Source organism: Nocardia amamiensis (genome assembly GCF_015477605.1).
Lineage (GTDB): Bacteria > Actinomycetota > Actinomycetes > Mycobacteriales > Mycobacteriaceae > Nocardia > Nocardia amamiensis_A.
Genome location: NZ_JADLQX010000013.1, coordinates 49,885 through 72,408 on the forward strand (window position 1 = coordinate 49,885; position 22,524 = coordinate 72,408).

General features: G+C 64.3%; 24 protein-coding genes. 18 read left to right on the plus strand and 6 right to left on the minus strand.

Going from position 1 to position 22,524, the window contains the following annotated elements; all coding sequences use genetic code 11:
* Positions 1-11: 11 nt before the first annotated feature.
* The 12 genes from IU459_RS18430 (at position 12) to IU459_RS40120 (ending at position 8,886) form a co-directional block, all read left to right on the plus strand.
* On the plus strand, positions 12-1,523 hold the full coding sequence (locus IU459_RS18430) for a hypothetical protein (RefSeq protein WP_195130785.1): 1,512 nt from the start codon (positions 12-14) through the stop codon (positions 1,521-1,523).
* The gene (locus IU459_RS18435) at positions 1,523-1,942 is read left to right on the plus strand and encodes a hypothetical protein (protein WP_195130786.1); all 420 of its coding nucleotides are present in this window, start codon (positions 1,523-1,525) and stop codon (positions 1,940-1,942) included. The genes IU459_RS18430 and IU459_RS18435 overlap by 1 nt, the downstream gene beginning before the upstream one ends.
* The gene (locus IU459_RS18440; RefSeq protein WP_195130787.1) at positions 1,939-2,280 is read left to right on the plus strand and encodes a hypothetical protein; all 342 of its coding nucleotides are present in this window, start codon (positions 1,939-1,941) and stop codon (positions 2,278-2,280) included. Before IU459_RS18435 ends, IU459_RS18440 begins: the two co-directional genes overlap by 4 nt.
* Positions 2,281-2,282: 2 nt before the next feature.
* Complete coding sequence (locus IU459_RS18445; protein WP_195130788.1) at positions 2,283-3,320, plus strand: toprim domain-containing protein; 1,038 nt, start codon at positions 2,283-2,285, stop codon at positions 3,318-3,320.
* Between the two features lie 25 nt (positions 3,321-3,345).
* The gene (locus IU459_RS18450) at positions 3,346-3,753 is read left to right on the plus strand and encodes a hypothetical protein (RefSeq protein ID WP_195130789.1); all 408 of its coding nucleotides are present in this window, start codon (positions 3,346-3,348) and stop codon (positions 3,751-3,753) included.
* 3 nt (positions 3,754-3,756) lie between these two features.
* Complete coding sequence (locus IU459_RS18455; protein WP_195130790.1) at positions 3,757-4,677, plus strand: DUF2637 domain-containing protein; 921 nt, start codon at positions 3,757-3,759, stop codon at positions 4,675-4,677.
* On the plus strand, positions 4,674-4,874 hold the full coding sequence (locus IU459_RS18460; RefSeq protein ID WP_195130791.1) for a hypothetical protein: 201 nt from the start codon (positions 4,674-4,676) through the stop codon (positions 4,872-4,874). Before IU459_RS18455 ends, IU459_RS18460 begins: the two co-directional genes overlap by 4 nt.
* 1 nt (position 4,875) lies before the next feature.
* On the plus strand, positions 4,876-5,055 hold the full coding sequence (locus IU459_RS18465) for a hypothetical protein (RefSeq protein WP_195130792.1): 180 nt from the start codon (positions 4,876-4,878) through the stop codon (positions 5,053-5,055).
* Positions 5,056-6,021: 966 nt separating this feature from the next.
* Entirely contained in the window at positions 6,022-6,561 is a 540-nt protein-coding gene (locus IU459_RS18470) for a hypothetical protein (protein ID WP_195130793.1), read from the plus strand.
* Positions 6,558-6,782: an ABC-three component system middle component 6 gene (locus IU459_RS40115; RefSeq protein ID WP_083889200.1), complete on the plus strand. Its 225-nt coding sequence runs from the start codon at positions 6,558-6,560 to the stop codon at positions 6,780-6,782. The genes IU459_RS18470 and IU459_RS40115 overlap by 4 nt, the downstream gene beginning before the upstream one ends.
* Before the next feature lie 16 nt (positions 6,783-6,798).
* Positions 6,799-8,538 (plus strand): DUF2326 domain-containing protein, encoded by a 1,740-nt coding sequence (locus IU459_RS18475; RefSeq protein WP_195130794.1) that lies wholly within the window; start codon positions 6,799-6,801, stop codon positions 8,536-8,538.
* A gap of 135 nt (positions 8,539-8,673) precedes the next feature.
* Positions 8,674-8,886, plus strand: coding sequence for a transposase (locus IU459_RS40120; RefSeq protein ID WP_195130795.1), 213 nt, complete (start codon positions 8,674-8,676; stop codon positions 8,884-8,886).
* A gap of 59 nt (positions 8,887-8,945) precedes the next feature.
* Here IU459_RS40120 and IU459_RS18485 read toward each other — a convergent pair whose 3' ends face one another.
* Complete coding sequence (locus tag IU459_RS18485) at positions 8,946-9,647, minus strand: Shedu immune nuclease family protein (RefSeq protein ID WP_195130796.1); 702 nt, start codon at positions 9,645-9,647, stop codon at positions 8,946-8,948.
* Between the two features lie 970 nt (positions 9,648-10,617).
* Here IU459_RS18485 and IU459_RS18490 point away from each other — a divergent pair.
* A complete protein-coding gene (locus IU459_RS18490) occupies positions 10,618-11,127 on the plus strand; it encodes a hypothetical protein (protein WP_195130797.1) in 510 nt (169 codons plus the stop codon).
* A gap of 228 nt (positions 11,128-11,355) precedes the next feature.
* Here the strand turns inward: IU459_RS18490 and IU459_RS18495 are convergent, their stop codons facing one another.
* A complete protein-coding gene (locus tag IU459_RS18495) occupies positions 11,356-12,876 on the minus strand; it encodes an FAD-binding oxidoreductase (RefSeq protein WP_195130798.1) in 1,521 nt (506 codons plus the stop codon).
* Between the two features lie 324 nt (positions 12,877-13,200).
* Between IU459_RS18495 and IU459_RS18500 the strand changes: the two genes are divergently transcribed.
* The gene (locus tag IU459_RS18500; RefSeq protein WP_195130799.1) at positions 13,201-13,824 is read left to right on the plus strand and encodes a hypothetical protein; all 624 of its coding nucleotides are present in this window, start codon (positions 13,201-13,203) and stop codon (positions 13,822-13,824) included.
* Positions 13,825-14,020: 196 nt separating this feature from the next.
* Complete coding sequence (locus tag IU459_RS18505) at positions 14,021-15,829, plus strand: serine/threonine-protein kinase PknD (protein ID WP_195130800.1); 1,809 nt, start codon at positions 14,021-14,023, stop codon at positions 15,827-15,829.
* 128 nt (positions 15,830-15,957) lie between these two features.
* Here the strand turns inward: IU459_RS18505 and IU459_RS18510 are convergent, their stop codons facing one another.
* Complete coding sequence (locus IU459_RS18510; protein ID WP_195130801.1) at positions 15,958-16,920, minus strand: DUF1295 domain-containing protein; 963 nt, start codon at positions 16,918-16,920, stop codon at positions 15,958-15,960.
* A gap of 58 nt (positions 16,921-16,978) precedes the next feature.
* On the opposite strand from IU459_RS18510, the gene IU459_RS18515 reads away from it, so the two are divergent.
* Positions 16,979-17,590: a TetR/AcrR family transcriptional regulator gene (locus IU459_RS18515; RefSeq protein ID WP_195130802.1), complete on the plus strand. Its 612-nt coding sequence runs from the start codon at positions 16,979-16,981 to the stop codon at positions 17,588-17,590.
* Positions 17,591-17,766: 176 nt separating this feature from the next.
* Here the strand turns inward: IU459_RS18515 and IU459_RS18520 are convergent, their stop codons facing one another.
* A complete protein-coding gene (locus IU459_RS18520; protein ID WP_228838119.1) occupies positions 17,767-18,462 on the minus strand; it encodes a hypothetical protein in 696 nt (231 codons plus the stop codon).
* Between the two features lie 392 nt (positions 18,463-18,854).
* Between IU459_RS18520 and IU459_RS18525 the strand changes: the two genes are divergently transcribed.
* Positions 18,855-19,172, plus strand: a complete 318-nt coding sequence (locus tag IU459_RS18525) for a hypothetical protein (protein ID WP_195130803.1) — start codon at positions 18,855-18,857, stop codon at positions 19,170-19,172.
* Here the strand turns inward: IU459_RS18525 and IU459_RS40510 are convergent.
* Complete coding sequence (locus IU459_RS40510; protein ID WP_440446506.1) at positions 19,094-19,699, minus strand: YunG family protein; 606 nt, start codon at positions 19,697-19,699, stop codon at positions 19,094-19,096. The two genes, IU459_RS18525 and IU459_RS40510, sit on opposite strands and share 79 nt — an antisense overlap.
* A 46-nt stretch (positions 19,700-19,745) precedes the next feature.
* On the opposite strand from IU459_RS40510, the gene IU459_RS18530 reads away from it, so the two are divergent.
* Complete coding sequence (locus IU459_RS18530) at positions 19,746-20,576, plus strand: proline dehydrogenase family protein (RefSeq protein WP_324198921.1); 831 nt, start codon at positions 19,746-19,748, stop codon at positions 20,574-20,576.
* A gap of 859 nt (positions 20,577-21,435) precedes the next feature.
* On the opposite strand, the gene IU459_RS18535 is transcribed toward IU459_RS18530, so the two are convergent.
* Positions 21,436-22,299: a cyclopropane mycolic acid synthase family methyltransferase gene (locus IU459_RS18535; RefSeq protein WP_195130805.1), complete on the minus strand. Its 864-nt coding sequence runs from the start codon at positions 22,297-22,299 to the stop codon at positions 21,436-21,438.
* Between the last annotated feature and the right edge of the window lie 225 nt (positions 22,300-22,524).

Sequence of the window (22,524 nt, forward strand, 5' to 3'; positions counted from 1 at the left end):
AATTCACCGCAATGACCGACCGTAGCCCTGAGGACGAGATGATCGCCGAGGCCCGCAAGTTCGCGCGATCGCTGCCGGAACTGACCCGCCTGCACGCCCAGGCCCGCAACTTCCTGGAGCGCCGCAAGATCCGCAAGCAGATCAGCCGGACGCTGCGCGAGCAGCGCCGCGAGGCGGAGGTGATGCGCGAGCATCAGCTGACCTGGACCAGCCAGGCTATCGACCGCTACCGCGTACACGTCCAAGCGGTCGCCGCCCGCGCGAACGACCCGAGCGTGGACCATGACCGGCGCGCCCGCGACGCTCACGCGCTGGCCGAGCACCGCAACCGCTTGGCCCGCGGCTTCATCGGCAACGAGCACCTGACCCGCACCGAGCAGGGCATAGCCCTCGACGGGTTGGACTCGGCGACGATCTTCCCGCATTTCCAGGTCGGCAACCTCTTCGCCAAAGCGCACAAGGTCCGCGGCATCGATGCACTGCGCTACCGCGCACACGTCGCTCGGGAGACGGTAAACGCCCGCCAGCGCGCCGAGGTGGAGCATGAGCAGGACTGGCCGCAAAACCTGGACGCCGCGCGCCGCGCCAACGCCGAGGAGTCGCTGCTCGCACGTATCGACGCCGCCCAAGACCATCGCCACCGCTACACCGCGCAAATGACGTGGACCGATCCTGATGGCGGGAAGCTGACCGAATCCCGCTCGTTCGCCACCGAGCACAGCGCCACCAGCTGGTTGCAGCGCAACATCAGCGGCACGTCGTGGGCGGACGGCACCACTCTGGCGGTCGAGACCCGCGACACCCTCAACGCCGCGAAGCAGTACGTCGACTACGGTCGCCCCGAGAGCGTCGCCGGGCAGCTCGCCGACCGGGAGGCCGTGCTGCGGGAGCGGACGCTGTCCGGACAGGTTTACCACGAGCAGGCCGAACATGCCGCCCGGCAGCGCGAGAACACCGACCGCGAACGCCCACCCGACACCGCCGGCGTCGACCGGCTGGCGCAGGTGGAGCGCCAGTTGAACGACATGGCCGCCGACAGAGACCGGCTGGAAAACCGGGTCGGGATGCTGCAACGTGGCCTGGACTCGGTCACCGCCGACCGCGACGAGATCCGCCGCAAACTCGACTCCGCCGAAGGACACATCGAGGCGCTGAAGAACCGTAATCTGCGCCTGGCTGCCGAGATCGGCGAGTTGCGGGACCGTCCGGGTGTCGAGCAGCTCACCGCCGAGCGTGACCAGTTCAAACAGGAACGCGACGAAGCGGTGCGCAAACTCGTGCAGTCCACGCCCGAACACGAGCGCTACGGCAACCGCCAGCGCAGCACCGGCACCGGCAACGGCGCGGCGCCGACCGCGGAGCCGGGGCGGCAGTCCGGCGACACCGGCCCGGTGGGCAAGCGCGCCAGCTACCTGCACGACCTCACCGGGACCGGCCGCGAGCAGGCCGGTCCGGACACCCAGTCCTGGCCACGGCCGGACCGGAACGGCAACGGCCGCAACGGCATCGAGCGGAGCCGGTGATGGAACGCGAGCACGAGGAAGCTATGCGCGCCGAGTTCGCCCGCTTCACCCAGCTGGGTGAGGACATGTACCAGCCGGGCACTACCGATGCCGAGCTCGACCGCATCACCGCGCAGCGCCGCGAGACAGATCAGCGGTGGGGCGAAGGGCCGCACGCCGAGCACTGGAGCTACCTGACCGACGCCTACGAGGACTGGCGGCAGGCGCCGGACACCATGTTCCGGTTCCTCGACAACATCGACCACAACAGCGGCGATGGGGTCACCGACCTCCAGAACCGCAGTCTGCGCCAGGCCGGGCAACTGGCCGGTCGAGACAGCGAGAAAGTCCGCGACGCCGCCCGCCGCTACATCGACCGCGCCACCTCCCAGCAGTCAACCCCCCGAGCGGGCCGCGGACAGGTCGAGCGGGGGCGGTGAGCATGCACATCGAGCACGAGGAAGCGATGCGCGAAGCGTTCGCTGAAGTTGACCGGCTGTCGCGGCTGCGGGACCGGCCGAGCGCCAGTGAGTCGGAGAGTCACAGCCTGTACGCCCAGCAAGAAGCTATCGACCAGGGGTGGCGCAATGGGCCGCATCCGGGGGAGTGGAAGTACCTGAAGGACGTGCACGACTTGTGGTCGCGCTCGCCCAGTTCCGTGCGGCGGATGTTGTCCTTGCCGGGCGCCGATTCGTTGGACGGGGTGCAGCGGCGCAGTATCGAGCAGGCCCGCATCCTCACCGCCGCTCAACGGCCGGAGATCGAGCGGGGGCGGTGACGATGACCGAACAGGCTTCGCAGCAGGGACGTTCCTACGAGGTCGTCACCGCGGCGTTGATTCGCCGGGTGGGTCCGGCCAAGTGGCCGCGGGAGCCGCAGCAGTGGACGAACTACCTGTGCCCGGTCCACGAGGGCGACGGCCACCACCACAACCCCAGCCTCGGGGTCCGCTACGACCCCCGGCAGGGCAAAACGATGGTCCGCTGCTGGGCACGCTGCGACGACCAGGACGTGCTCGACCGCATCGGGTTACGGGTACGCGACCTGTGGGACCGGCTGCCCGAGCGCACCAACCAGCAGGGTTCCGTCCGTCGGCCGTACGCGGCCGGCGGGCGGCCCACCCGCCCGGTCAGCGTCGCCTCGCCGGTCGAGAAAGCCATTCTCGCGGCTCGGTTCCCGCTGCCCGCCAAGCGGGACTTGGGTGCCCAGATCGGGGAGCCCGAGGCGGTCGACACCTACGTCTACCGGTGGCCCAACGGCCGCGTCGAGGGCGCGGTGGTGCGGCTGCACACCCCGCACGAGCACGGGCACGCCAAGAGCTTCTACCAACGGCGCTGGACCGGAACCGAGTGGGTCAACACCGGTTTCGCTCCGCTGCCGTGGCAGCTCGCCGACGTGCGCGAAGCGCTCGACACCGGCCGCGAGTTGTACGTGTGCGAGGGCGAGAAGGACGTGCAGCGAGCCCGCCAGGCCGGGCAGCTCGCGACGTGCAACGCGATGGGCGCGGGGAAGTGGACCAACGACCACGCGCGCTGGCTGCGTGGCGCTGGCCGGGTGATCGTGGTCGCCGACCGCGACCGGCCCGGCTACCGCCACGCCGCCCAGGTCGCCGAATCCCTCGCCGACCGCGTCGGCGAAGTCCGGGTGTTGCAGGCCCGCGACGGCAAGGACCTCTGCGACCACCTCGACGCCGGGCACGACCTCGACGAACTGGAACCGGTCTGCTACCTCGACCGGCCCCGATCCCAGCGAAGCATCCACGACCTGCACCCCACGATGACCAGCCGCGACCGGGCCGACCGGACCCGAACCCGCTGAACACCACAACAGGAAGGACCCAATCATGAGCACCAACACTTTCGGACAGCGTTTCCGCCGTGCCGCCCGCCCCGCGTCGGCGTTCACCAAGACCAGCAAGCCCGGCACCACCGTCTACGGCCGCATCGTCGCCGCCGTCGAGGAACCCAAGCTGAAGTTCGGCGGGGCGCCCGGTGAGGTCGAACTCGACGAGGACGGCCAGCCGGTCATGCAGACCGTCGTAACCCTCGACACCGGCGCCGGACCGCGCAACCTGTACGTGTCCTGGCGCATGGAACAGGCCATCGGGCTGGCACTGGAGAACGCAGGCAGCGAGGACTTCGAGATCGGTGCGACCCTGTCGGTCACCTACACCGGACCCGACCCCGAGTACCCGCGGGCGCGCCTGTTCACCGCCGTCTACACCCCGGCCGCCGCGAGCAAGGGTGCGTGAGCCGTGACCGGACTCAGCTCCGGTGCGGACGTGGTGCGCAGCAGCCAGCCTGCTGCGCACCGCAGCGCACCAGACAGTGCACAGGCCGGTGCACGGACCCGCGAGCAGGTGTCGGCGATCCGGTTCTTCTGGGGCGAATTGCTGTTGGTCGCCGCGATGTCGATCGCGGGCAACCTCGTGCACGCATGGATCAACGCACCGGACGGCAAGCAGCCGGTCGCGGCGTTCGTCGCCAGTTTCCCGCCGATCGCGTTGCTTGCAGCAACCCACGGCGTCGGGCTGCTCGTGCGCGCCCAGAACAAGGCACGCCTCGCCTACTGGGCTGTTGTCGCACTTACCGCCGCTATCGCGGTCGGCGCGTTCCGGTTGTCGTTCGACGCCCTGCGAGAGCTGTCGATTCAGGTCGGGATGAGCGAACACCTGGCATGGCTGTTCCCGCTCATCATCGACGGTGCCATCGGACAGGCCACCGTCGCCCTGCTGGTACTCGCACGCACCGACCGCACCAGCACCGAACCGGCGGTGCGCACCGAGCCCGAACCAGCGCACCGGCCCGAGCCGGTACGCACCGTGTCGGTGCGCGAGGTCCACACCGAGACCCGGTCGACCTCGACCGAACTCACCGCGCATCAGCCGTCCCCGGAGCTGCGCACCGCCGAACAGCCCGCGATCGAAGCCCCTACGCACAACACACCGGCGCCCGGTGCGGGGGTCGACAGGTGGGCGCGGGTCGCCGAATCGCTGTGCAGCGCTGACCCATCCGGTCGGCGTGATCCGGAGAAGGTGACCGAGATCTTGCGCCTGCGTCACGAACACAACTGGTCGCACGCGCGCATCGCCGAACACGTCAGCCTCAGCTCGTCCTCGGTGACCCGCACTCTCACGGCGGCCCAGGAACACATCCAGGAAGGAGCCCACCAGTGACCAGCGTGGTCAACCTCCGACTGTCCGGCGATGCCGACGCCGTCGCCGCGGTGGCCGCGATGCTCACCGCCGCGGGATTCGACCCCCGGCTCGGCGAACGTATCTACCCAGACCGCAATAGCTTCGGCGTTCGCGCATACGGTGAGATTGCCGTAGCTGACGCCGTCCCAGTGTCTCGAGGGAGAGGGGAACCCTGACATGAAGATCATCTCGAAGCCGGTGACGTACGAGCCGCCGCCAGAGCCGGACAGTTCACGGTTCACGCGCATCAGGTTTGTTGTGGCAGGTTTCGAACTCATCGACATCACGATCGAGTCGGGCGTACGTCCGGCGCTCAGCGCTCGGACTGTCAGCGCAACCGACGAGGACGATCAATAGACACAGCGGAGGTTGCCCACTTCAGCACCCCGGACTCGCCCGAATCGCACCTGAACAGCCGAAGGCCCGTCAGCCCGCCTGACGGGCCTTCGGCTGTGTCCGGACCGCCGTACTTGCCGGGACAGTGCCGGGACATTGACGGGACTTCGCCGGGACAGTGCCGGGACATACCAAGTCCCGGCACTGTCCCGGCACCTCGACGTAAAAATCGCTGTGAGCTGGGGTGTTTGGCGCTGTCTCCCTCCCCACCCGGCCGACACTCTCTATGGCTTCGCTGTTCATAGAGAGTGTCGGCCGGGTGGGGAGGGAGCCAACACCAAACATTTGGGATGGGAAGGACCGGAAGGAAGGGACCACAAAAAGTAGGGTTAGGTGGGTGGTTGCGTCAGGTGCGGAGGTTACGTCTAGAGCTACGCCACCTGCGGTGGCGTGTTCGCGCGCCAGGACGCGCTCAGTGCGGTAGTCGAGTCGTGCGGGCCGAGCAGCGGTTTCGGGTAGGGACCACAAGAAGGGGATGGAGTCACCAGCAGTACCGACGAGACCCCCGCGACTCCCATGAGAGCCACGCCTATAGCCCGCACGAGCCACGCCGTCGGTTCCGACGCTCACTGCTTACAGTGCATGCAATGATGGACGCGGCGAGCCCGTCTACGCGCTCGCCGCGTCGTACCGCTCTATCACAAGGCATGGGGTTCACCGCAGCGGAGGGGAGTTTCGATGGCGAGGGCGAGGAACTACTCAGATCTCACGCTGAAGCAACTCTTCTTGACCTCGGGCCACTACTGCGGGTTCCCTGGATGCCCTTCTGCGATAGTTGAATTCAGTGCAACAGGTCCCGTCATCCTTGGCGAGATCGCTCACATCGAAGGGTCCTCGAACAAGGGGCCTCGACCCAACCCATCGCTCTCGCCGGCAGCCCGGGATAGCTACCCCAATCTGATCGTCCTCTGTGCTCATCACCACAGCTTGGTCGACAAGATCGATTCCGATTATCCCGTTGCGACACTTCGGGAGTGGAAGCGTGCCGCCGAGAAGGCGACGGCTGACAAGCTCTCTGTGGGAGCAACAATGGTCTCGTTTGCTGAGTTGCAGATCGTTTGCAATGCCTTCGCGGACGGTGACGTCGTGCTTCCCTCAACTCCGATGGTCGCAGTGCCACCGCAGGAAAAAATGGACGCCAACGATCTGACGGACGCGATACGCCCGACAATGAACGTTGGCCTATCTCAGGCCCCGCAGGTAGCGGACTACATTCGACGGCAGGCTCAGTTGTCGTCGCGGTTCCCGGAGCGCCTCCGAGCCGGATTTGTTGCCGAGTATGACCGTCTCCTCGCTCAGGGGGCTTCTGGCGACGCGTTGTTCCTGTCGCTGGTCGACTTTGGCACCAACAGCGCCGCTTCTCCCCAAACAGATGGTTCGAGGCTCTTTGTTATCCGCGCTGCAGCCGCAGCGGTGTTGTGTCACTTGTTCGAGGTATGCGACGTGTTCGAGGCACCCGCCGCATGATTCTCCCAACCAAGTACGTCCCCGCGTCCGACAGCATCCTTGGTAGATCTGGAACCCTCCTATCGTTGCGTGCCACGAATACCACGGTAAGCGAGCTATGGCATTCCTACAGGTCAGCGCGACCTGAGGTATCTTTTGACTCCTTTACTGAGGCACTCACACTGCTCTTCATGATTGGCGCGGTCACCATCGAAAGTGGCGTGCTCGAATGGCAGGTGTGACATGCGATTAAACTCATTGACCGCGAACTTCGCTGAATTCAGAGCGATTGAGTTCCGGGATGGACTCAATATCGTCGTTGCGGACCGAGCTAAAGAAGCAACGAAGACAGACTCTCGAAATGGATTAGGAAAAACAACCGTCATCGCCCTGATCGACTTCTGTCTCGGCGCAAACATGAGCGACCGTCTGGAGCAGATGAAGGGCAACCGGTGGTACTTCACCCTGTCGCTTACCACGAGAGCTGGGATTACGCTCCGTGCTTCTCGTGGTCCAGATACCCCAGGCGAAATACACGTTCAAGGCAACGCAGTAGCAGCAGGTCTCATTGACCCGAATGATGCGCCGCTGTCTGACGTTGTCGACATCGGCCCCCGCCAGTGGACCAATTGGCTTGGTCGAGAGTGTTTCAGCAATGCAGGATCATCAGCCGATCCGCCCAGCTTCCGCAGTCTTATACGACACTTCGCTCGCTATCGTTCGGATTCGCTGATTGATCCGTTCCGCACGCTCGCAAACCAACGCGCTGAGGCAGTCCAGGCGGAGAACTCCTACCTACTCAATCTAGATTGGCGCTTTGCGAAGGAATGGGCAGACCTCAAAAATCGTAAATCACGCGTTGCACTAGCTGATGATCCGGACAACAGCATTGAGTCTCAGATCGCGGCACTCGAACCCCAACTCGTGCGAGTTCAGCGTCGTTCGGAGAAGCTAGCCCGAGACATCCGAACGTTTTCGGTGCTTCCGGAGTACCGCGAGATCGAGGCACGCGTCCAGCAAGCGACGGCGCGAATCAAGTCCCTGGGTAACGAGAACTTTGCAGACCGCCAACAGCTCGCCTTGTACGAGTCGCAGGCTGCGGACGAATCCGCGGCTAGCAATATCAGCATCGAGGAGCTGTTTAGCGAGGCTGGAATCGTACTTGGCGACGCCATCGTGCGTAGCCTTGACGAAGCAGCTGAGTTCCAACGGCAGATTACCGCCAATCGGGTCGCATACTTAGCAGACGAAACACGACGCATTCGAGAGCGGGTCACCCAGCGGGAGGCTGAGCAAGCCAGGCTTGCTACCCAGCAGGAGCAGGATCTCCAGCTGCTCCGGACGGGCGGGGCACTTGATGATCTCGCCGCGCTCCAGCGAAGCCTAGCTGAGTCTCAAGTCGAGGTGGCCCGGATCGAGGAGCAGATCCGCACACTGCGCGAACTGAGCGATAGAAAGTCGAAGCTTAAGTCAGACGAGCTGGACCTTTTATCACGGACCAAGCTGGACGTACAGGAGCGGTTTGAACAGCGCGCGGAAATTATCGCGAGGTTCGGAGAGATCATGGAGTATCTATATGGGGAGCCTGCAGACCTGCGCGTATCCCCAGGAAAAGCTGGCATACAGTTTAAAGTGGTCCTGCCAAAGACTGGGTCGGGTGGTGTTCATCTGATGGCAATTTTCGCTTACGACATCGCACTTAGCGAAGATATGGCGCGCCGTGGCCGCGGCCCCGGGTTTCTCATCCATGACAGCTCGATCTTTGCCGACGTTGATGAGCGACAGACCGCCAAGGCCGTCGAGATCGCTGCCGCCTCCGCTGACGAGTACGAATACCAACACATCGTAACTATGAACAGCGACAAAGTGCCATGGGGTGAATTCTCCGATCGTTCAGTCTTCGATGACGCGGTTGTGCTAACCCTCCATGATGGAGACCCATCCGGCAGTATTTTGGGACAGCGGCTTCACTTCTCGATCGAGAGCGAGGACGACTAGGGTGCGTCTCGAAGTGACTCGATTGGCCTTGAGAGCCGCTCCGACAGAATGGTTTTGAATGGGGCGACATCTCCGGTAACTGGTTGATCGACCAAGGTCCAACGCAACACCGGAGACCTCGTAACCACCCTAGTGGTGACCCGAAGGGCTCCCCTGACCGACGCCCTATGGCCTCGACTCAAGCCGCTGCTGCCTTGCCCGAACAACCTCGGACGACCAAGTGAGATGGAGCAACGGCCACCTGATCGGCGGATCCGCTGGTGTATTCGGGTCGGCGTACCCTGGCGTGACGTGCCCGCCGGCTACTGCTCTGATCAGCAGGTTCTTCGCTGGTTGGTACATCGCTGACAGCGACTGAACTCATAATCCGGTACTGTCGATCCTCTCGAAGCGCTGGGCCCGGCGAACTACAACTGATGCCGCAAGCGCTGCATGGTGGCGTCGGGCTCCAGCAACACGGCCAAATCTGCCAGTGATGTAAATAGTTCGTCGTAGGTGACCACGAGTATGTCCTTCATGCACTGCCTGTACAACTCGAACGACCTGCGCTGCCCTGCTGAGAGCTCGGCGCGGCTGCCGTCGCCGATGATGACCACGATTGAGGGGTGGTGGGCAATGAGGCCTGGTGAATTCATGCTGAGCGTGGCCATCTCGTTAAGTAGGGTCAGACGGTAGTTCAACGCTTGAGCGACCGCGCCAGCTAGTTCCGGCGAAGGGGGATGCACGTTTGCTCTGTATTCACGACCCATGAGCGCTGCAGTAGGTGTTTTGATCTCGATTAGAATCGCGTCTCCACTGCACTGGGCGAGGAAGTCGACGACCTGGCCGCCGCAGTTATCGATAGCCTTGCCGCCAACATAGCATTTCGAATTCAGGACGAACGGGCGTCCTTGCGTGACCAACTTGAGCAGCTCGGGCCGGTGGGTGAACAGTGTCTGCCAGAATTCTTCGGAGGCGTTTTCGCGTTCGGCCTCCCAGATGCCGAGAGCTTTTTGTAGCCGGTTGGCTGTGTCGGGGCTTGGTATCGCTGGCACTACGTTGAAAGCGCGCAGCGCGCCTACCGCAACAAGTTCAAGATGCCGAATCCGAAGACGGTTCAGTTCCGACACAGAATACACCTGGGGGAGTGAGTCAATCATTCTGTGGTGGGCAGCGCAGACGAGTACGAGGTTGTGCACGCCAGAAAGATCTTCGGCTGATCGTTCGATGTCTGCGCGCGGTCCTCCGGGCGACGGGGAAGCGATATGGGCGATCTCCAGGAGCGGAGTGCCGTCCGGCAGTCTGTTCGGATTCGGGCAATCCGGTATAAGGCAAATCTCGCCAAAGTCTGCGTAGACGCGGCGACGGGCTCGGTCGGTTATCCGACCTCGATGTCTCTGAGTCACAGACTGATGGATACACGACTCGGCATCCCAAGCGCATCCGGAGTCAGGGGGTGGGCATGGACGCTCGCGGACAAGCGTGACAGTGATGACGGGTGGCGGGCGGACGGCCCGACGATCGACGAACAGACCACGTGCCCGCGTCAACTAGGAAGTCCGCAAGCGGAGGCGGACCGCGGGTAACCGTGCGTCTTGCATCCCCGGCGCCGCGATCTCGCTTCGCATGCCGGTCGGCCAGGCGTTTTGACCTAGATTCACATTGGGTTGCGGCAGGTAGCGTGGGCACGATTGGGTACAGACAAACTCAGCCCTGCAAATCCTAGGGCCGAGCTGTTATTAGGGTAGTGCGCGATACTGAGACCGCCTGTACCGCAGTCCGGACGGTTCAAGATCAACAAGACGCTGGCCGACAGCCATGTATCTTGCTGCAATGCTCGCTGCTGAGCAGCGTTTTGCCAGGTCAGGACACCGTTCGGAGTGTTTGAACTCATAATCCATTGGTCGCGGGTTCGAGCCCCGCCCGCCCCACAAATAGGCTTTGAGCTGCGAAAATCTTCGAGCAAATAGACGAGTCGATCCAGTACAGCGCACGTACAGCCGTAGATTTCAAGCGCATGTGCAGCTGTTGTGGTGTGGCGGGGACTGGGATTCCGAGGCCGTCCGGGTCTTCTGGCGGCGGGCGGCTGACGTGACGGATGTGCTGACCGATCCGCCCATATCCGAGCTGGACAACGAGCCGATGGCCGAAGAGTTCTTTCCGCGCCCATGTGTCCTGGATCCGGAAAAGGTGCTGGAGTACCCCTGGTACGAGGAGCTTCCTGACGAGATCCGCACGCGATTGCGGGCCTGGATCCCGGGTCCGGCCGGAGAGTACTACCCACAGCTGTACAACGAGGTGGCCACAGCTCCTGGCTTCAAAGTCGGCGGCAGCATGAACTGGTCCACCACCGACATGCCGGACCTGGTTTGCACCATCTGCGGCGCACCACCCGTCCTGCTGCTGCAGCTCGACACCTACGAATTCGATCGGAGCGGCGATCGCGTCTCGCGCTGGCAGCCGCTCGAGGAGCGCCACCTGATCCATCACACACCGGAGTACAAACTGGCCTGCGAGCCAACCGGATTGATTGTCGGCCGAGGTAGCCGTGGCGGTGTATTCGTCTGTTCCACGAACCCCGGACACTGGGTGGGTTTTTTCTGTCAGTGACCGGCTGAGCATCGATCATGAAAGCCGCGGTTGGGCTCGGGCCCACCCCGACACGGCCTACGCGAGCCGAAAGTTGGCGCCCTCAGGAGAGTGCCTCTGAGCTGCGGAACTTCGAACTCGACAGCCGAGTTGGTCCAGAACAACGTCGGCAAGGTGCCAGAGGGTGGCGGAACACTCCGGGCCGTCGACGGCCACCCGGGGGCTGGGGATCAGCGGCGAACTGTCGATTCAGTGTGACGCGGGCGGGATGCTCTGCTCGTAGTGGAAGACGTTGTGGGGGTCGTACTTAGCCTTGATCCTGCGCAGCCGCTCGAAGCGCTGGCTCCCCCAGTAGGCGGTCTCCCACTCTTGCATTCCGACGTTCGGCACGTTGACGTAGGCGCCGTCCGCGTAGGGCCGCAGCGCCTGGCTGAACTCAGCGGTCCAGGCCTGGGCCTGCGAGGTCAGCGGGTCGCCGACGCCTGGTTGTGTTGAACGAGTCCCCCAGGCTGCGCCGATCTCGCCGTAGAAAAGCGCGTCGCGATGGGCGAACGCCGTGCCGCCGGGGGGCTCCCTCTTGATTGCCCCGCCGAAGGCATCGACGAAGTAGTTGCTCTCCTCTGTGGGAGCGTTTCGCATGAAGTCGCCGATGATGTCGATCGCCTTCTTCGGGAACAGCTCTTTGACGAACTCCGAGAAGAACTTCCAGTTCGCGGGCTCTTGCGCGAGCGGGAGCTGGGCTCCCGCGAAGATGTCGCCCCAGTTACCGACCTGCACCGTGACATCGGGCGTGCCGACCGACAGGATCGGAGCCAGCATCTCTCTGGCCTGTGCCGCTGCCCCGTCTACAAGCCACGCGGACAGCAGGATCTGGGACTTGCGGATCTCGAGCTCGGATCCCAGACGGCTGTCGGCGGACGGTACCGTACGCTGCCATGCCTCGAAGACCCCGTAAAGGTCCTCGAGTCCATCCCATGTCGCCTGCACATTGGCGAGATGATCGAGCGGATGCACCTTATAGGTGAGTTGTGTGACGATCCCGAAGTTGCCGTTTCCTGCCCCGCGGAGCGCCCAGAGCAGGTCCGAGTGGTGCTGCAAGTCCGCGTTGATCACCTCGGCGCAGTCGTGACCCGACGCGATGACGACCTCGGCCGCCATCAGGCTGTCGCAGGCCATGCCGAGCCAGCGGTTGAGGGGCCCGAGGCCACCGCCGAGCGTCGCACCGCACAGGCTTACGCTGCCCTCGCTTCCGGTTGTGACCGCGAAGTTCTGCTTCGCGAGCGCCGTCACCCCTTCTAGTTGGTTCACCCCGGCGCCGACCGTCGCGATACGGGCGCCAGGGTCGATCTGGACCGATTTCAGCTGGCTGACGTCGATCACGATGCCGTTGTCGACGTTCGACCAGCCTTCGAGGGCGTGGCGGCCGCTCCGCACCCGCAGCGCGATGTTGTGCTGCCGCGCCCACGTCAGGGCGTTCACCACGTCCTGGGTTTCCCGCGCGAAGACGATGACCAGCGGATAGTGAGAAAAGAGCTGGTCCCAGCCGAGTCGCGCATCCGTGTACGACGCGTCACCGGGGCGGACGATGTGGCCGGTCAGCGTCGCGGGCGGGCATCCCGGGCTTTTACTCGGGCGGTCCGCGGCCTCAATTCCCGGGGCGCTTGCGTCCGCGATATCCGGCGTGTCTGCGGCAGCAAGGCCCGAGACAACGACTGCTCCGACGCCGGCCGCCGACGTCCTGAGCAGGTCACGGCGAGAAAGATCGCTCAAGGTCCAGATCCTCTCGATCGGGCTACGCCAGTGCCCGGCTGCCAAGGGAACTGTTACCCGCCAGCCGCCAGGCAGTCCTTTGTGGTCGACCTCCGCACGGTAACTGGGTGACGCGGCGGTGTGTTCCGACACGCCAATCGAGGACGATGACGACACCCAAACGAGGTTCTGCGGCACCCACAAGGGCTGCGCCGGAGACATGGGAAACAGGAATGCAGTGACTTCGAAATGGCATGTGGCGTGCTACACGCCATTGAATTCGACACCACTTAAGGTCTGACTCGGTCCGCCCATCAGGGGCAGCTGAGTGGAGGGATTCGACGGATGAAGTTCCAGAAGAACACTGCTGCCGTTTTCATGGCCATCGCGGCCGTGGGTGTCACCGCGGCAACCGCCCATGCAGAGCTGGCCGTAACGGAGCAGCCGACGGCGGTGACTGCGGGGGGCACGACTTCCGGTGTGGATCACGGAATCAACTACCAGATCGCCGTTTCGCCAGTCGACAGGGTCATCATCACCACCGTCGAGAACGGCAAGTTCGAGATCGCGCACAATGGTGCGGTGGTGCTCGAGTCCGGCGACGGAGCAGCGGTGACCGAAGTGCCGCAATGGTACGCCGCGGACGGGCGCTCGACCGCAATTGCGCAGCACATCGCTGCGGACGGTCGCACCCTGACGCTGACGCTGACACCGACCCCGACGGCAGAAAATATCGCGCAACTGAAGGACATCAGCTCCTATGACCGGCTCGAGGAGCAAATCAACAAGAACCTGCCTGGCGTTGTCGGCGGTGCCATCGTGGGCGGCCTCCTCGGGGCGTGTCTTTTTTTGATATGGGGTGTCAGCATCCCCGTGGGTGTGCTGGTCGGTGGAACCGTCGGCGGATACATCTCGGGCGGCCCGGAGTTCCTCGACGCCGTACAGGCGTTCGCCACCGGCCAGCCGTGAGATCACGGGCAGCGGCCATCTTGCCGCGGGGTACTGTGCAGCCGCCGAGTGCACTCGGGTACACCGACGATAGCGCCCGACTATTGAGCATTTGGCCTTGGCTGAATCGACTAGTGTGGAGCTACCTGCTCGCGGGTGCGGGTTGGAATGCAAGCGAGTACGCCGTTAGCCAGACAAGTGGTCACGGGACGGCACCATGGATGACACGTCAGTGAGTGGCGGGGACACCACCCGGAGGTCGGGGACAGCCGAGGTGTTCGGGCGCTATCGGTTGCTATCGCTGCTGGGTCAGGGCGGCATGGGCCAGGTGTGGCGGGCGCATGATTCGCTGACCAACCGGGTGGTGGCGCTGAAAGTGTTGCCCGAGCGCTTCGCCGATGACGAGCAGCTGCGTGAGCGGTTCCGCCGGGAGTGCCGGGCGGTGGCGCAGTTGACCGAGCCGCACGTGATCCCCATCCACGACTTCGGCGACATCGACGGTCGGCTCTATCTGAACATGCGCCTGATCGAGGGCACCGACCTGCGTACTTTGATCACGCGGGAAGGTGCCTTGTCGCCGCGGCGGGCAGTGGCGATCATCGCCCAGGTGGCCGGCGCGCTGCAGGCGGCCCACGATGCCGGGCTGGTCCACCGCGATGTCAAACCCACCAATATCCTGCTAGGCGCTGATGAGTTCGCCTCCCTGATCGACTTCGGGATCGCCCACGCCGCCGACGACCGTACGCTGACCGCGACCGGCGAGACCATCGGCACCGTCGCCTACATGGCGCCGGAGGAGATCGGCGCGGAGGTCAAGGCCGATGCCCGAGTGGACGTATACGCGTTGACGTGCGTGCTGTACGAGTGCCTGACCGGTCGGCCGCCGTTCGCGAGCGAATCGGGAATGCAGGGTGTGATCGCCCATCACCTGCACACCCCGCCGCCGCGTCCCAGCACCACTACACCCGGTGTACCGGCTGCGTTCGATGCGGTCATCGCCAAGGGAATGGCCAAAAACCCCGGCGATCGTTACCAGACTGTGCGCGAACTGGCCGCGGCGGCCCGCGCCGCGGTAAGCGATTCCCCGGTCAGCGCCACCGTGGGCGTGGCTGCGCGCCATGGGCGGCGAATCAGATTGTCGCCCAAGACCGCCGGGCTGCTCGCCGCCGCGGTCGCGGTTACGGTGGTGGCCGCCGTAGCTGTCGTCCTCGGTGTCCAGCGGGGATCAGGCGGCGGTGGCAACTCGCCCACAGCTATCGCCCCGGGCTACTCGTCACAGACTCCGCTGCCGTTCACCGGCGTCAGCCTGCCCACCGGTGTGGCGGTCGACACGGCGGGCAACGTATACGTCACCGACATGGGTAACGATCGGGTGCTGAAATTGGCGGCGGGCGCGTCGACGGCGACCGCACTGCCGTTCACCGGCCTGAAGAATCCCCAGGATGTGGCGGTCGACGGGGCGGGCAACATATACGTCAGCGACACGAGTAACGATCGGGTGCTGAAATTGGCGGCGGGCGCGTCGACGGCGACCCCGCTGCCGTTCACCGGCCTGAAGGATCCCCATGGTGTGGCGGTCGACGGGGCGGGAGACGTGTACGTCGCCGACCGGGGTAATGATCGGGTGCTGAAATTGGCGGCGGGCGCGTCGACGCCGATGACGCTGCCGTTGACGGGGCTCCAAGGTCCCGATGGTGTGGCGGTCGACCCGGCGGGCAACGTATACGTCACCGAATTGGGTACCGAGCAGGTGAGGATGTTGGCGGCGGGCGCGTCGGCACCGACCATGTTGGCGTTCACCGGGCTCAAAGATCCTCAGGGCTTGGCGGTCGACACGGCGGGAGATGTGTACGTCGTCGACTGGGGTAACAAATGGGTGGTGATGTTGGCGGCGGGCGCGTCGACGCCGACCCCACTGCCGTTCACCGGCCTGAAGAATCCCCAAGGCTTGGCGGTCGACTCGGCGGGCGCCGTATACATCACCGATCTGGGCCCCGATCCGGTGGTGAAACTCCCGGCCGGCTGAACTCGACTTCCCCAGGCTGGGGTCTCGCCGCCGCCGTCAGTGACCGGCTGAGCGTCGATCAGGAAAGCGGTCGGATTCCGGGCCCGCCTCAACACGGCCTACGCGAGCCGAAAGTGGGCGCCCTCAGCTCACAGTGTGCTGGCGGATGGCTTGTGGCGACTGAACCCGGGCATGAATCGGTTGGTCCGGGCCTGGTAGTCGCGGTAGCCCGGCCTCTTCTGCGCGCTGTAGTACTCGGCCGGTACAGCGCCGGTGTAGAACACGAGACACCAGTACATGCTCGCCGATAGCGCGAACAGTCCGAGGCCGGCGCCGATCGCCGCGACGGGTGTGAATTCGACGAATGCTGAGCGCAGCACCGGCAAGCACAGGACGATGATCGCGTTCCACTGCATCCACTGGAAGAAGTAGTTGGGGTGTCGGCTGTAGTTCCAGAGTCCGACATCGCAATACCCCCGCGTATTCGTCGTCGACATCGACCGGACGAAACGGATTTTCTGAAAGTCGGCGACCGACTCCAGCACCCACGACACCGCCCACAAGATGATGCCTGCCGCTGCGACCGCGCTCATTCCGGCACCGTCGATCGCGATCACCAGCGCTGCCGGTACAGCCATGGCGGTGATGTTCGAGATCGCCTGGACCAGGATCTCGGCTACGAGGTCCAGCCGCTCGCTGCCTAGGGTGGCCTTTGCCCACCGCTTTCGCTGGAACCGGTAGCGCGGCAGCTCGCGGTCGAGTTCGCCGTGGCGCCAAAGGGCGAGCGCAGCGATACCCATGCGTCCGCCCATCACCAGAAAGACGACGGCCACAGCTATGGCGAGCGGGGATCTGTCACTCATCGCGAGCGTCAGGACGCCGAGGGCAACGAGCCCCCAGGGCCATGCGATGTCGACATACGACATCCGGAGAGTGCGCCACCCCGGGATGCAGGCAACGCCCACAAAGATGACGAGCTGGACGCCGAGGTTCACCAGCAGGAAATCCCGCAGCACTGACTCGGTGAGCATGGCGCCGAGGACGACCAGGGAAGCGAGGGACGGGAGGGCGCGTTTCGCTAGTCCTCGCGCATTGCTCGATGGGGATGGCATGCGCAAACGGTAAGATATAAGTTGGTAACTTGCAAATGGCGGTACTAACCTTCGGATTGTGACCACAGCCAAGACGAAGCCACGGCGAAGCCAAGCCGAACGACGAGCAGAGACCCAGGATCGGCTGCTCAAGGCGACGGTGTCGATGCTCGTCGAGCAGGGGTTCGTCGCGTTGAGCGCTGCGGCGGTGGCCGCTCGTGCCGGCGTCAGCCAGGGCGCGATGCAGCACTACTACCCGACGAAGGCCGCATTGGTGAAGGCCGCTCTCGAGCGCATCGTCGAACGCTACGTGGCCGATGTACAGGCCGAGGTCGGCCCCTTGCCGCCGGGTGCCGGGAGGCTCGAGGCACTGCTCGACTTGCTGTGGGAGGTCCACAACCTGCCGATAAGCCGTGCGCTGCTCGAGCTGTACGCCGTCGCCCACAACGATGTGGATGTCGCCGACGTCGCGGCCATGATGGCGAACCTCGCGACTACCGCCGTCACCGATCTGGCCGGTGAGCTCGTTCCCGAAGTTGCGGTGCGAGACGGCTTCCACGAATGGTTGCTCACCACTCTCGCCACGTTGCGCGGCACCGCACTCCTGGCGGTACCCGGGGCCGAACAGACCCACCTGGACTGGCCCACACTCCGCGACCGGCTGACAACCTCACTCCCGTCGCCGCCGTAATCGAATTCCTTGCGCATCGCCGCCAACCTTGTCGGGCCGGTCAGGGCAGCACGAACCGGCTCCGAGTTTCGGCCCCAGGGTGACACCTTGGGGGGCCGAGTCAGGTAGCAATGTGTCGAAGGCGGTGAGGGCTCGTACGCGGTACAACGTTGCAGATTCCGGCGGCGGTCTTCGGGCTATCGTTGCAGCTGATGGGCGGACGCTTGGGCCCAGTCGTGTTCGGCGAGCCGCTTGATGTTCGTGAACTGGCGTGTCTGCATGATCCAGTGCACAGGCGGGTAGAGGAGGAAGTCTGCGATGGCCTGCAGCCAGCGCGGGCGCGCTGCTTGATATCCGCCCACCACCAGTCGAGTCCGGTCACCGGGCAGTTCTACCAGCAGAAAGCCCCAGAGGCCCTCGGTATAGGCGCGTGGCCGTGGTCCGCTCGGATCGAACGGTCGGCCGCGTAGGTCGCTTCGCCCGTGCAGGCCGAGGAAACGGCCGGGCTCCAGTGCCGCCACCTCCCACGCGGCGATTGGGCCCCCTGGTGACCAGGCAGTCAACCAATCTCCGAGTTCGATACCCTGCCACTCCGGGTGAATGCGGTCAGCACTTGGCCGTCCCCCATTGTCGAGCCGGTCCCAGGAATACCAGCCGGCGCGGTCGTAGCCCATCTGCACCAGCCATGGCCAGACGTGGCTCGCGGGCGCTTCGATCGTCACCGCCATGGTGGCGGCCCGGCTGCCGTTCGCAATGATGTCAGCGCCGGGATAAGGCTGCGCCAGTTCCTCATCGGTTGCGCCCCAGTGGAGCAGCCACGGGCGTACTACCACCGCGTAAACCCCCGCCACAATTCCGGACAAGACAAGAACGGCTCGTAACAACGCCTGCATATGACTGATCGTTGCAGCGCGGCAACCGTACGGCCTAGAGGACAATGTCCCACTGTCGGGAGGCATCGGACACCCTGCACACGGAATCGAGAATCGGCCGGAGCCAACGCTGAGGACATCTCGTCCTCGGCATGTGCACTCACTAGTGCCAGCTATTCCAGCACCGAAGACGCCCCCACCCCGCCTGTCGTCAACCTTCCGGCTGCGCCGTTGTCGTCGCGGACTACACGCGAAGCCACTGTCGCGCGCTATGGCAGTTCTTTAAAGACCTTGTGGCCGAGGACATCTTGCAGCGAATCCGTTCGACAGGATGACGTTGCCCGATCGAACGAGCGAAGATCCGGGTCTCACGCGGCCAGGCTATGATCTGGCCAACGTTCTGAGAGGAAATCATGACCAAGTCGACGGCCTTCGCCGCTGTGCTCTCTGCGGCCGCTGCCGCTCTGCTCATCCTGCCCGCCGCACCCGCGCACGCCCGGTCCCTCCAATGCGCCAGGGCTATCGAGCTGATCAACGCCGCGATCGACATCAGCGGCGGCACCCTGGACGACGCGACGGCGACAGCGCTGTCCGACAAACTGAGCGTCGTGGCCGAGTTGTCCCAAGGCGCGGAGAAGGATGTCATCACCGCCTACGCCTCCGCGCTGATAGACGACAACGTCGCCGACCTCAACCCATACACCGACGAACTCAATCGCGTCTGCGCCTGACTGCGACCAATAACGGTGGTGACCCGGCTGCGGAGCTTTTCGTATCTCAGCCGGGTGCTTTCGTATGAGAGGCAATATTCGCGGGTTGAGGAGTAGCGACCTGGCTTCGCGGCTGGTCGAGTAAATTTCGTTCCCTTGGGGAACTGCTCGCGCGTAAGGTCGATCGTCTCGCCGTCGACAACATTGAAATAGTGCGAGACCGTCTCGCTGCTCGGCAGTGTAGCGACCGTGTTCAGTATGTCCCCGCCGAAGTAGTCTTGGACGACGCATGCCGTGACGGCGCATTGGCCCTTCGCTCGGTTGTTTTCCGTCCAATCTGGACTGCTGCTGGTATCCGCGGACCAGGACTTTCGGAGCGCACTCGTCAGTGACTCCAGCTTTCCGACACCCACGCGCCCAGCGTACCGCGCGGTACTGCGGTTCGATGTTGCTGCCAGTGGGGAAGCTGGCGGCAACTGGCGGCTGTGCGCGACGAGGGCGGAGCTGGGCAATCGGTGGCCGTCGAGGGCCTGGAATGATGTGATCATGTCGATCGATCGCGCAATCTTGTTTCGGCTGGCAACGAGTGACGTTGTGGAGCAAGTTGTTCGGGCTGTGCCGCGAGGTGAGGAGCTGGCTTGGCGGGCGGCGTCGCGGTATGTCCCGGGGACTGCGGCGGCCGACGCGATCCGGGCGGCCGGGGAACTCCATGCGCGTGGTGTGGCCGCCAGTATCGATCAGTTCGGTGAACTGGTCGACGATACCCTCGTCGCGCAGCGGGTTACCGATGACTATCTGCGGTTGGCCGAGGACCTTGCCGGCCTTCCGCAGGACGCATGGCTGGCTGTCGATCTGTCCCATCTCGGCCTGGATGTCGACCTGAGTGGTTGTGCAGACCGTCTCGCGGCGATCGCGCAGGCGTTGCCGGAGGGTCGGCGGATCCAGGTCGGCGCCGAGGACGACGCGCGCGCGGACGCGGTGCTGAAGTGTGTGCTCGACGTAGCCGACCGAGGCATGGCCGACCGCCTCGGCGCCACGGTACAGGCCAATCTGCATCGGACGCCCGACGACATGGAGCGTCTCCTCGAGGCCGGTGTCCACATCCGGCTGGTCAAGGGCGCCTACCTCGAATCGCCCGATCGAGCCTTGCCGTACGGCGAGCCCACCGACATCGCCTTCATGCGCTTGGCGCATCGGCTGGCGGAAGCGCACGCGCCGTTCGCGCTGGCGACCCATGACGGTGTCCTTCGTGAGGCGCTTCTGAGCGCGCTCGGGCCGGTACCGGTGGAACAGCTGCTCGGGGTGCGACCGGAGATTTTGAACGATCTCGTCGCTCACGGTGTGCCGGTTCGCGTGTACATCCCCTTCGGCCACAACTGGTTTCGCTACTGGATGCGCCGGGTCGCCGAATCGCGTGGCGCGTGATCTATCGAGCGCCACGTGGGAGGGCCCCGGCATCAACGCACGCCGCGATACCGCGATTATTCGTCTAGTCGCCGAATAACGGGATGCGCTACAGCGGCTTCGCGCCGTTGCAAGTGGACGGCGTGGCTTGAACGAGAATACCGTGATTGTAATCGGCAACTGCCACGTTGAGGTCAGTGTATCAATCCGTGGTGCGTCCGAGTCAAAACCATTGTCGCACCGCGCGTTTCAGCCCTTGTCGCTGCGGGGCATCGCGGATGCGACGCCCATTGCGGAGATTCTTTCGCAGTCGTAAGATCAACGCCGGTGGCCGGATCGACCGGCTCCTTGGGAGGGGAAATGTTCTACAAACTTGTTTGTGCCGCTGTCGTATTGGTTGGCGCAACCTTCGGAATGACCGCTACGGCGAACGCTGTGCCGACATCAGGGCCGTACCCATCGCTGCAAGCCTGCGAAAGGGTTGTTGCGGCCTCATGGGATGGCAAGCACTGCAAGCTGATCAACGGCAGGTGGTACGTCGACGACGGCCGCTAGGGCAGGCGATCTGGTGCCGGGGCTGATCGTTGGATCAGCCCGGCACTTCGCCTTTCAGTGCCGTCCCGGGCTGGAACAGGATCGGCGCGACAGGATTGCTCAAGCCGGCCCAGGTCAATGGCTACCCCCGCTCTGATCATCCGGGTCAGCGGGGAGATCGACGGTGTTTGAGCGACGCGCATCGACGACGGCCTGAGCACCGGTCCCTACTCCGTACGCAATCCCGAGAAGCTGTCGCGGGTGGTTCAGGAGACCGCTTTGAGCCGCTGAGCCGGGATCTGCGGCCGCCGGGTCAGCTACCCGTGTCGAGTGTGTCCGACGCGGTCTACTTCAGCAGAGTGAACTGCATGACGTCGACATAGCCGGTGCGAAACAAGTCCGCGCAGCCGGTCAGGTATCTCATGTACGTGCCGTAGGTTCGTTCATCGGTGAGCTCGATCGCCTCCCGCTCGTGTGCGCGCAGCTCGGCTGCCCAGCAGTCCAGTGTGCGCGCGTAGTGCGGCTGCAACGGTTGGACGCGTTCCACCTGGAATCCGCCGCGCTGGGCGGCGGCGACGACCTGCTCCGGGTGGGGAAGTTCGCCGCCGGGGAAGATCTCGTCGCGAATGAACCGGGCGAACTCGAGGACGTCCCGGTTGATCGGCAGGCCCTTGGCCCGGACCTGGTGGCGGTTGTACATGACGATGGTGTGCAAGAGCATCCGCCCGTCCGGGGGCAGCATGCCGCGGCATGTGGCGAAGAAGTCGTCGTAGCGCTCGTGGCGGAAGTGCTCGAACGCGCCGATGCTGACAATGCGGTCCACCGGCCGGTCGAACTCTTCCCATCCCTGCAGCAGCACCTGTCCGGCCGGTACCTTGTCAGCCCGCGCGTCGAGCAGGGACGTGACGTAGTCGAACTGGTTACGGCTCAAGGTCAGCCCGATGACATCCACTCCATACCGATCCATCGCGCGCATCATTGTCGAGCCCCAGCCGCATCCCACATCGAGCAGTGTCATCCCGGGATGCAGGTCGCATTTGCCGAGCGCGAGGTCGATCTTGGCCTGTTGCGCCCGCTCGAGCGTCATGTCCGTGTGTTCGAAATACGCACAACTGTAGGTGCGGCTCGGATCGAGAAACAGTGCGAAAAATTCGTCGGACAAGTCATAGTGCGACTGCACATTTGCATAGAACGGTGCCAGCCTCGTCATTCCACACCTCCATTCCAGGTCATGGCAAGCGATTTCATGTCGCCGCCCGACAAATGGTCCTCATTGAGAGCACAAGCGATCCAACAAGCTCGAGAACAAGGCGAACCCAAGAAAGCGGGCGGGGGCGTTAGCGCAGCCGCCACCGGCAGGCTCTCGGCCGGCGAGGCTCGGCAACCGGAAGCCCATGGGCGGAAGCGATCTCACGCCCCGGCAACGACCAGTTGT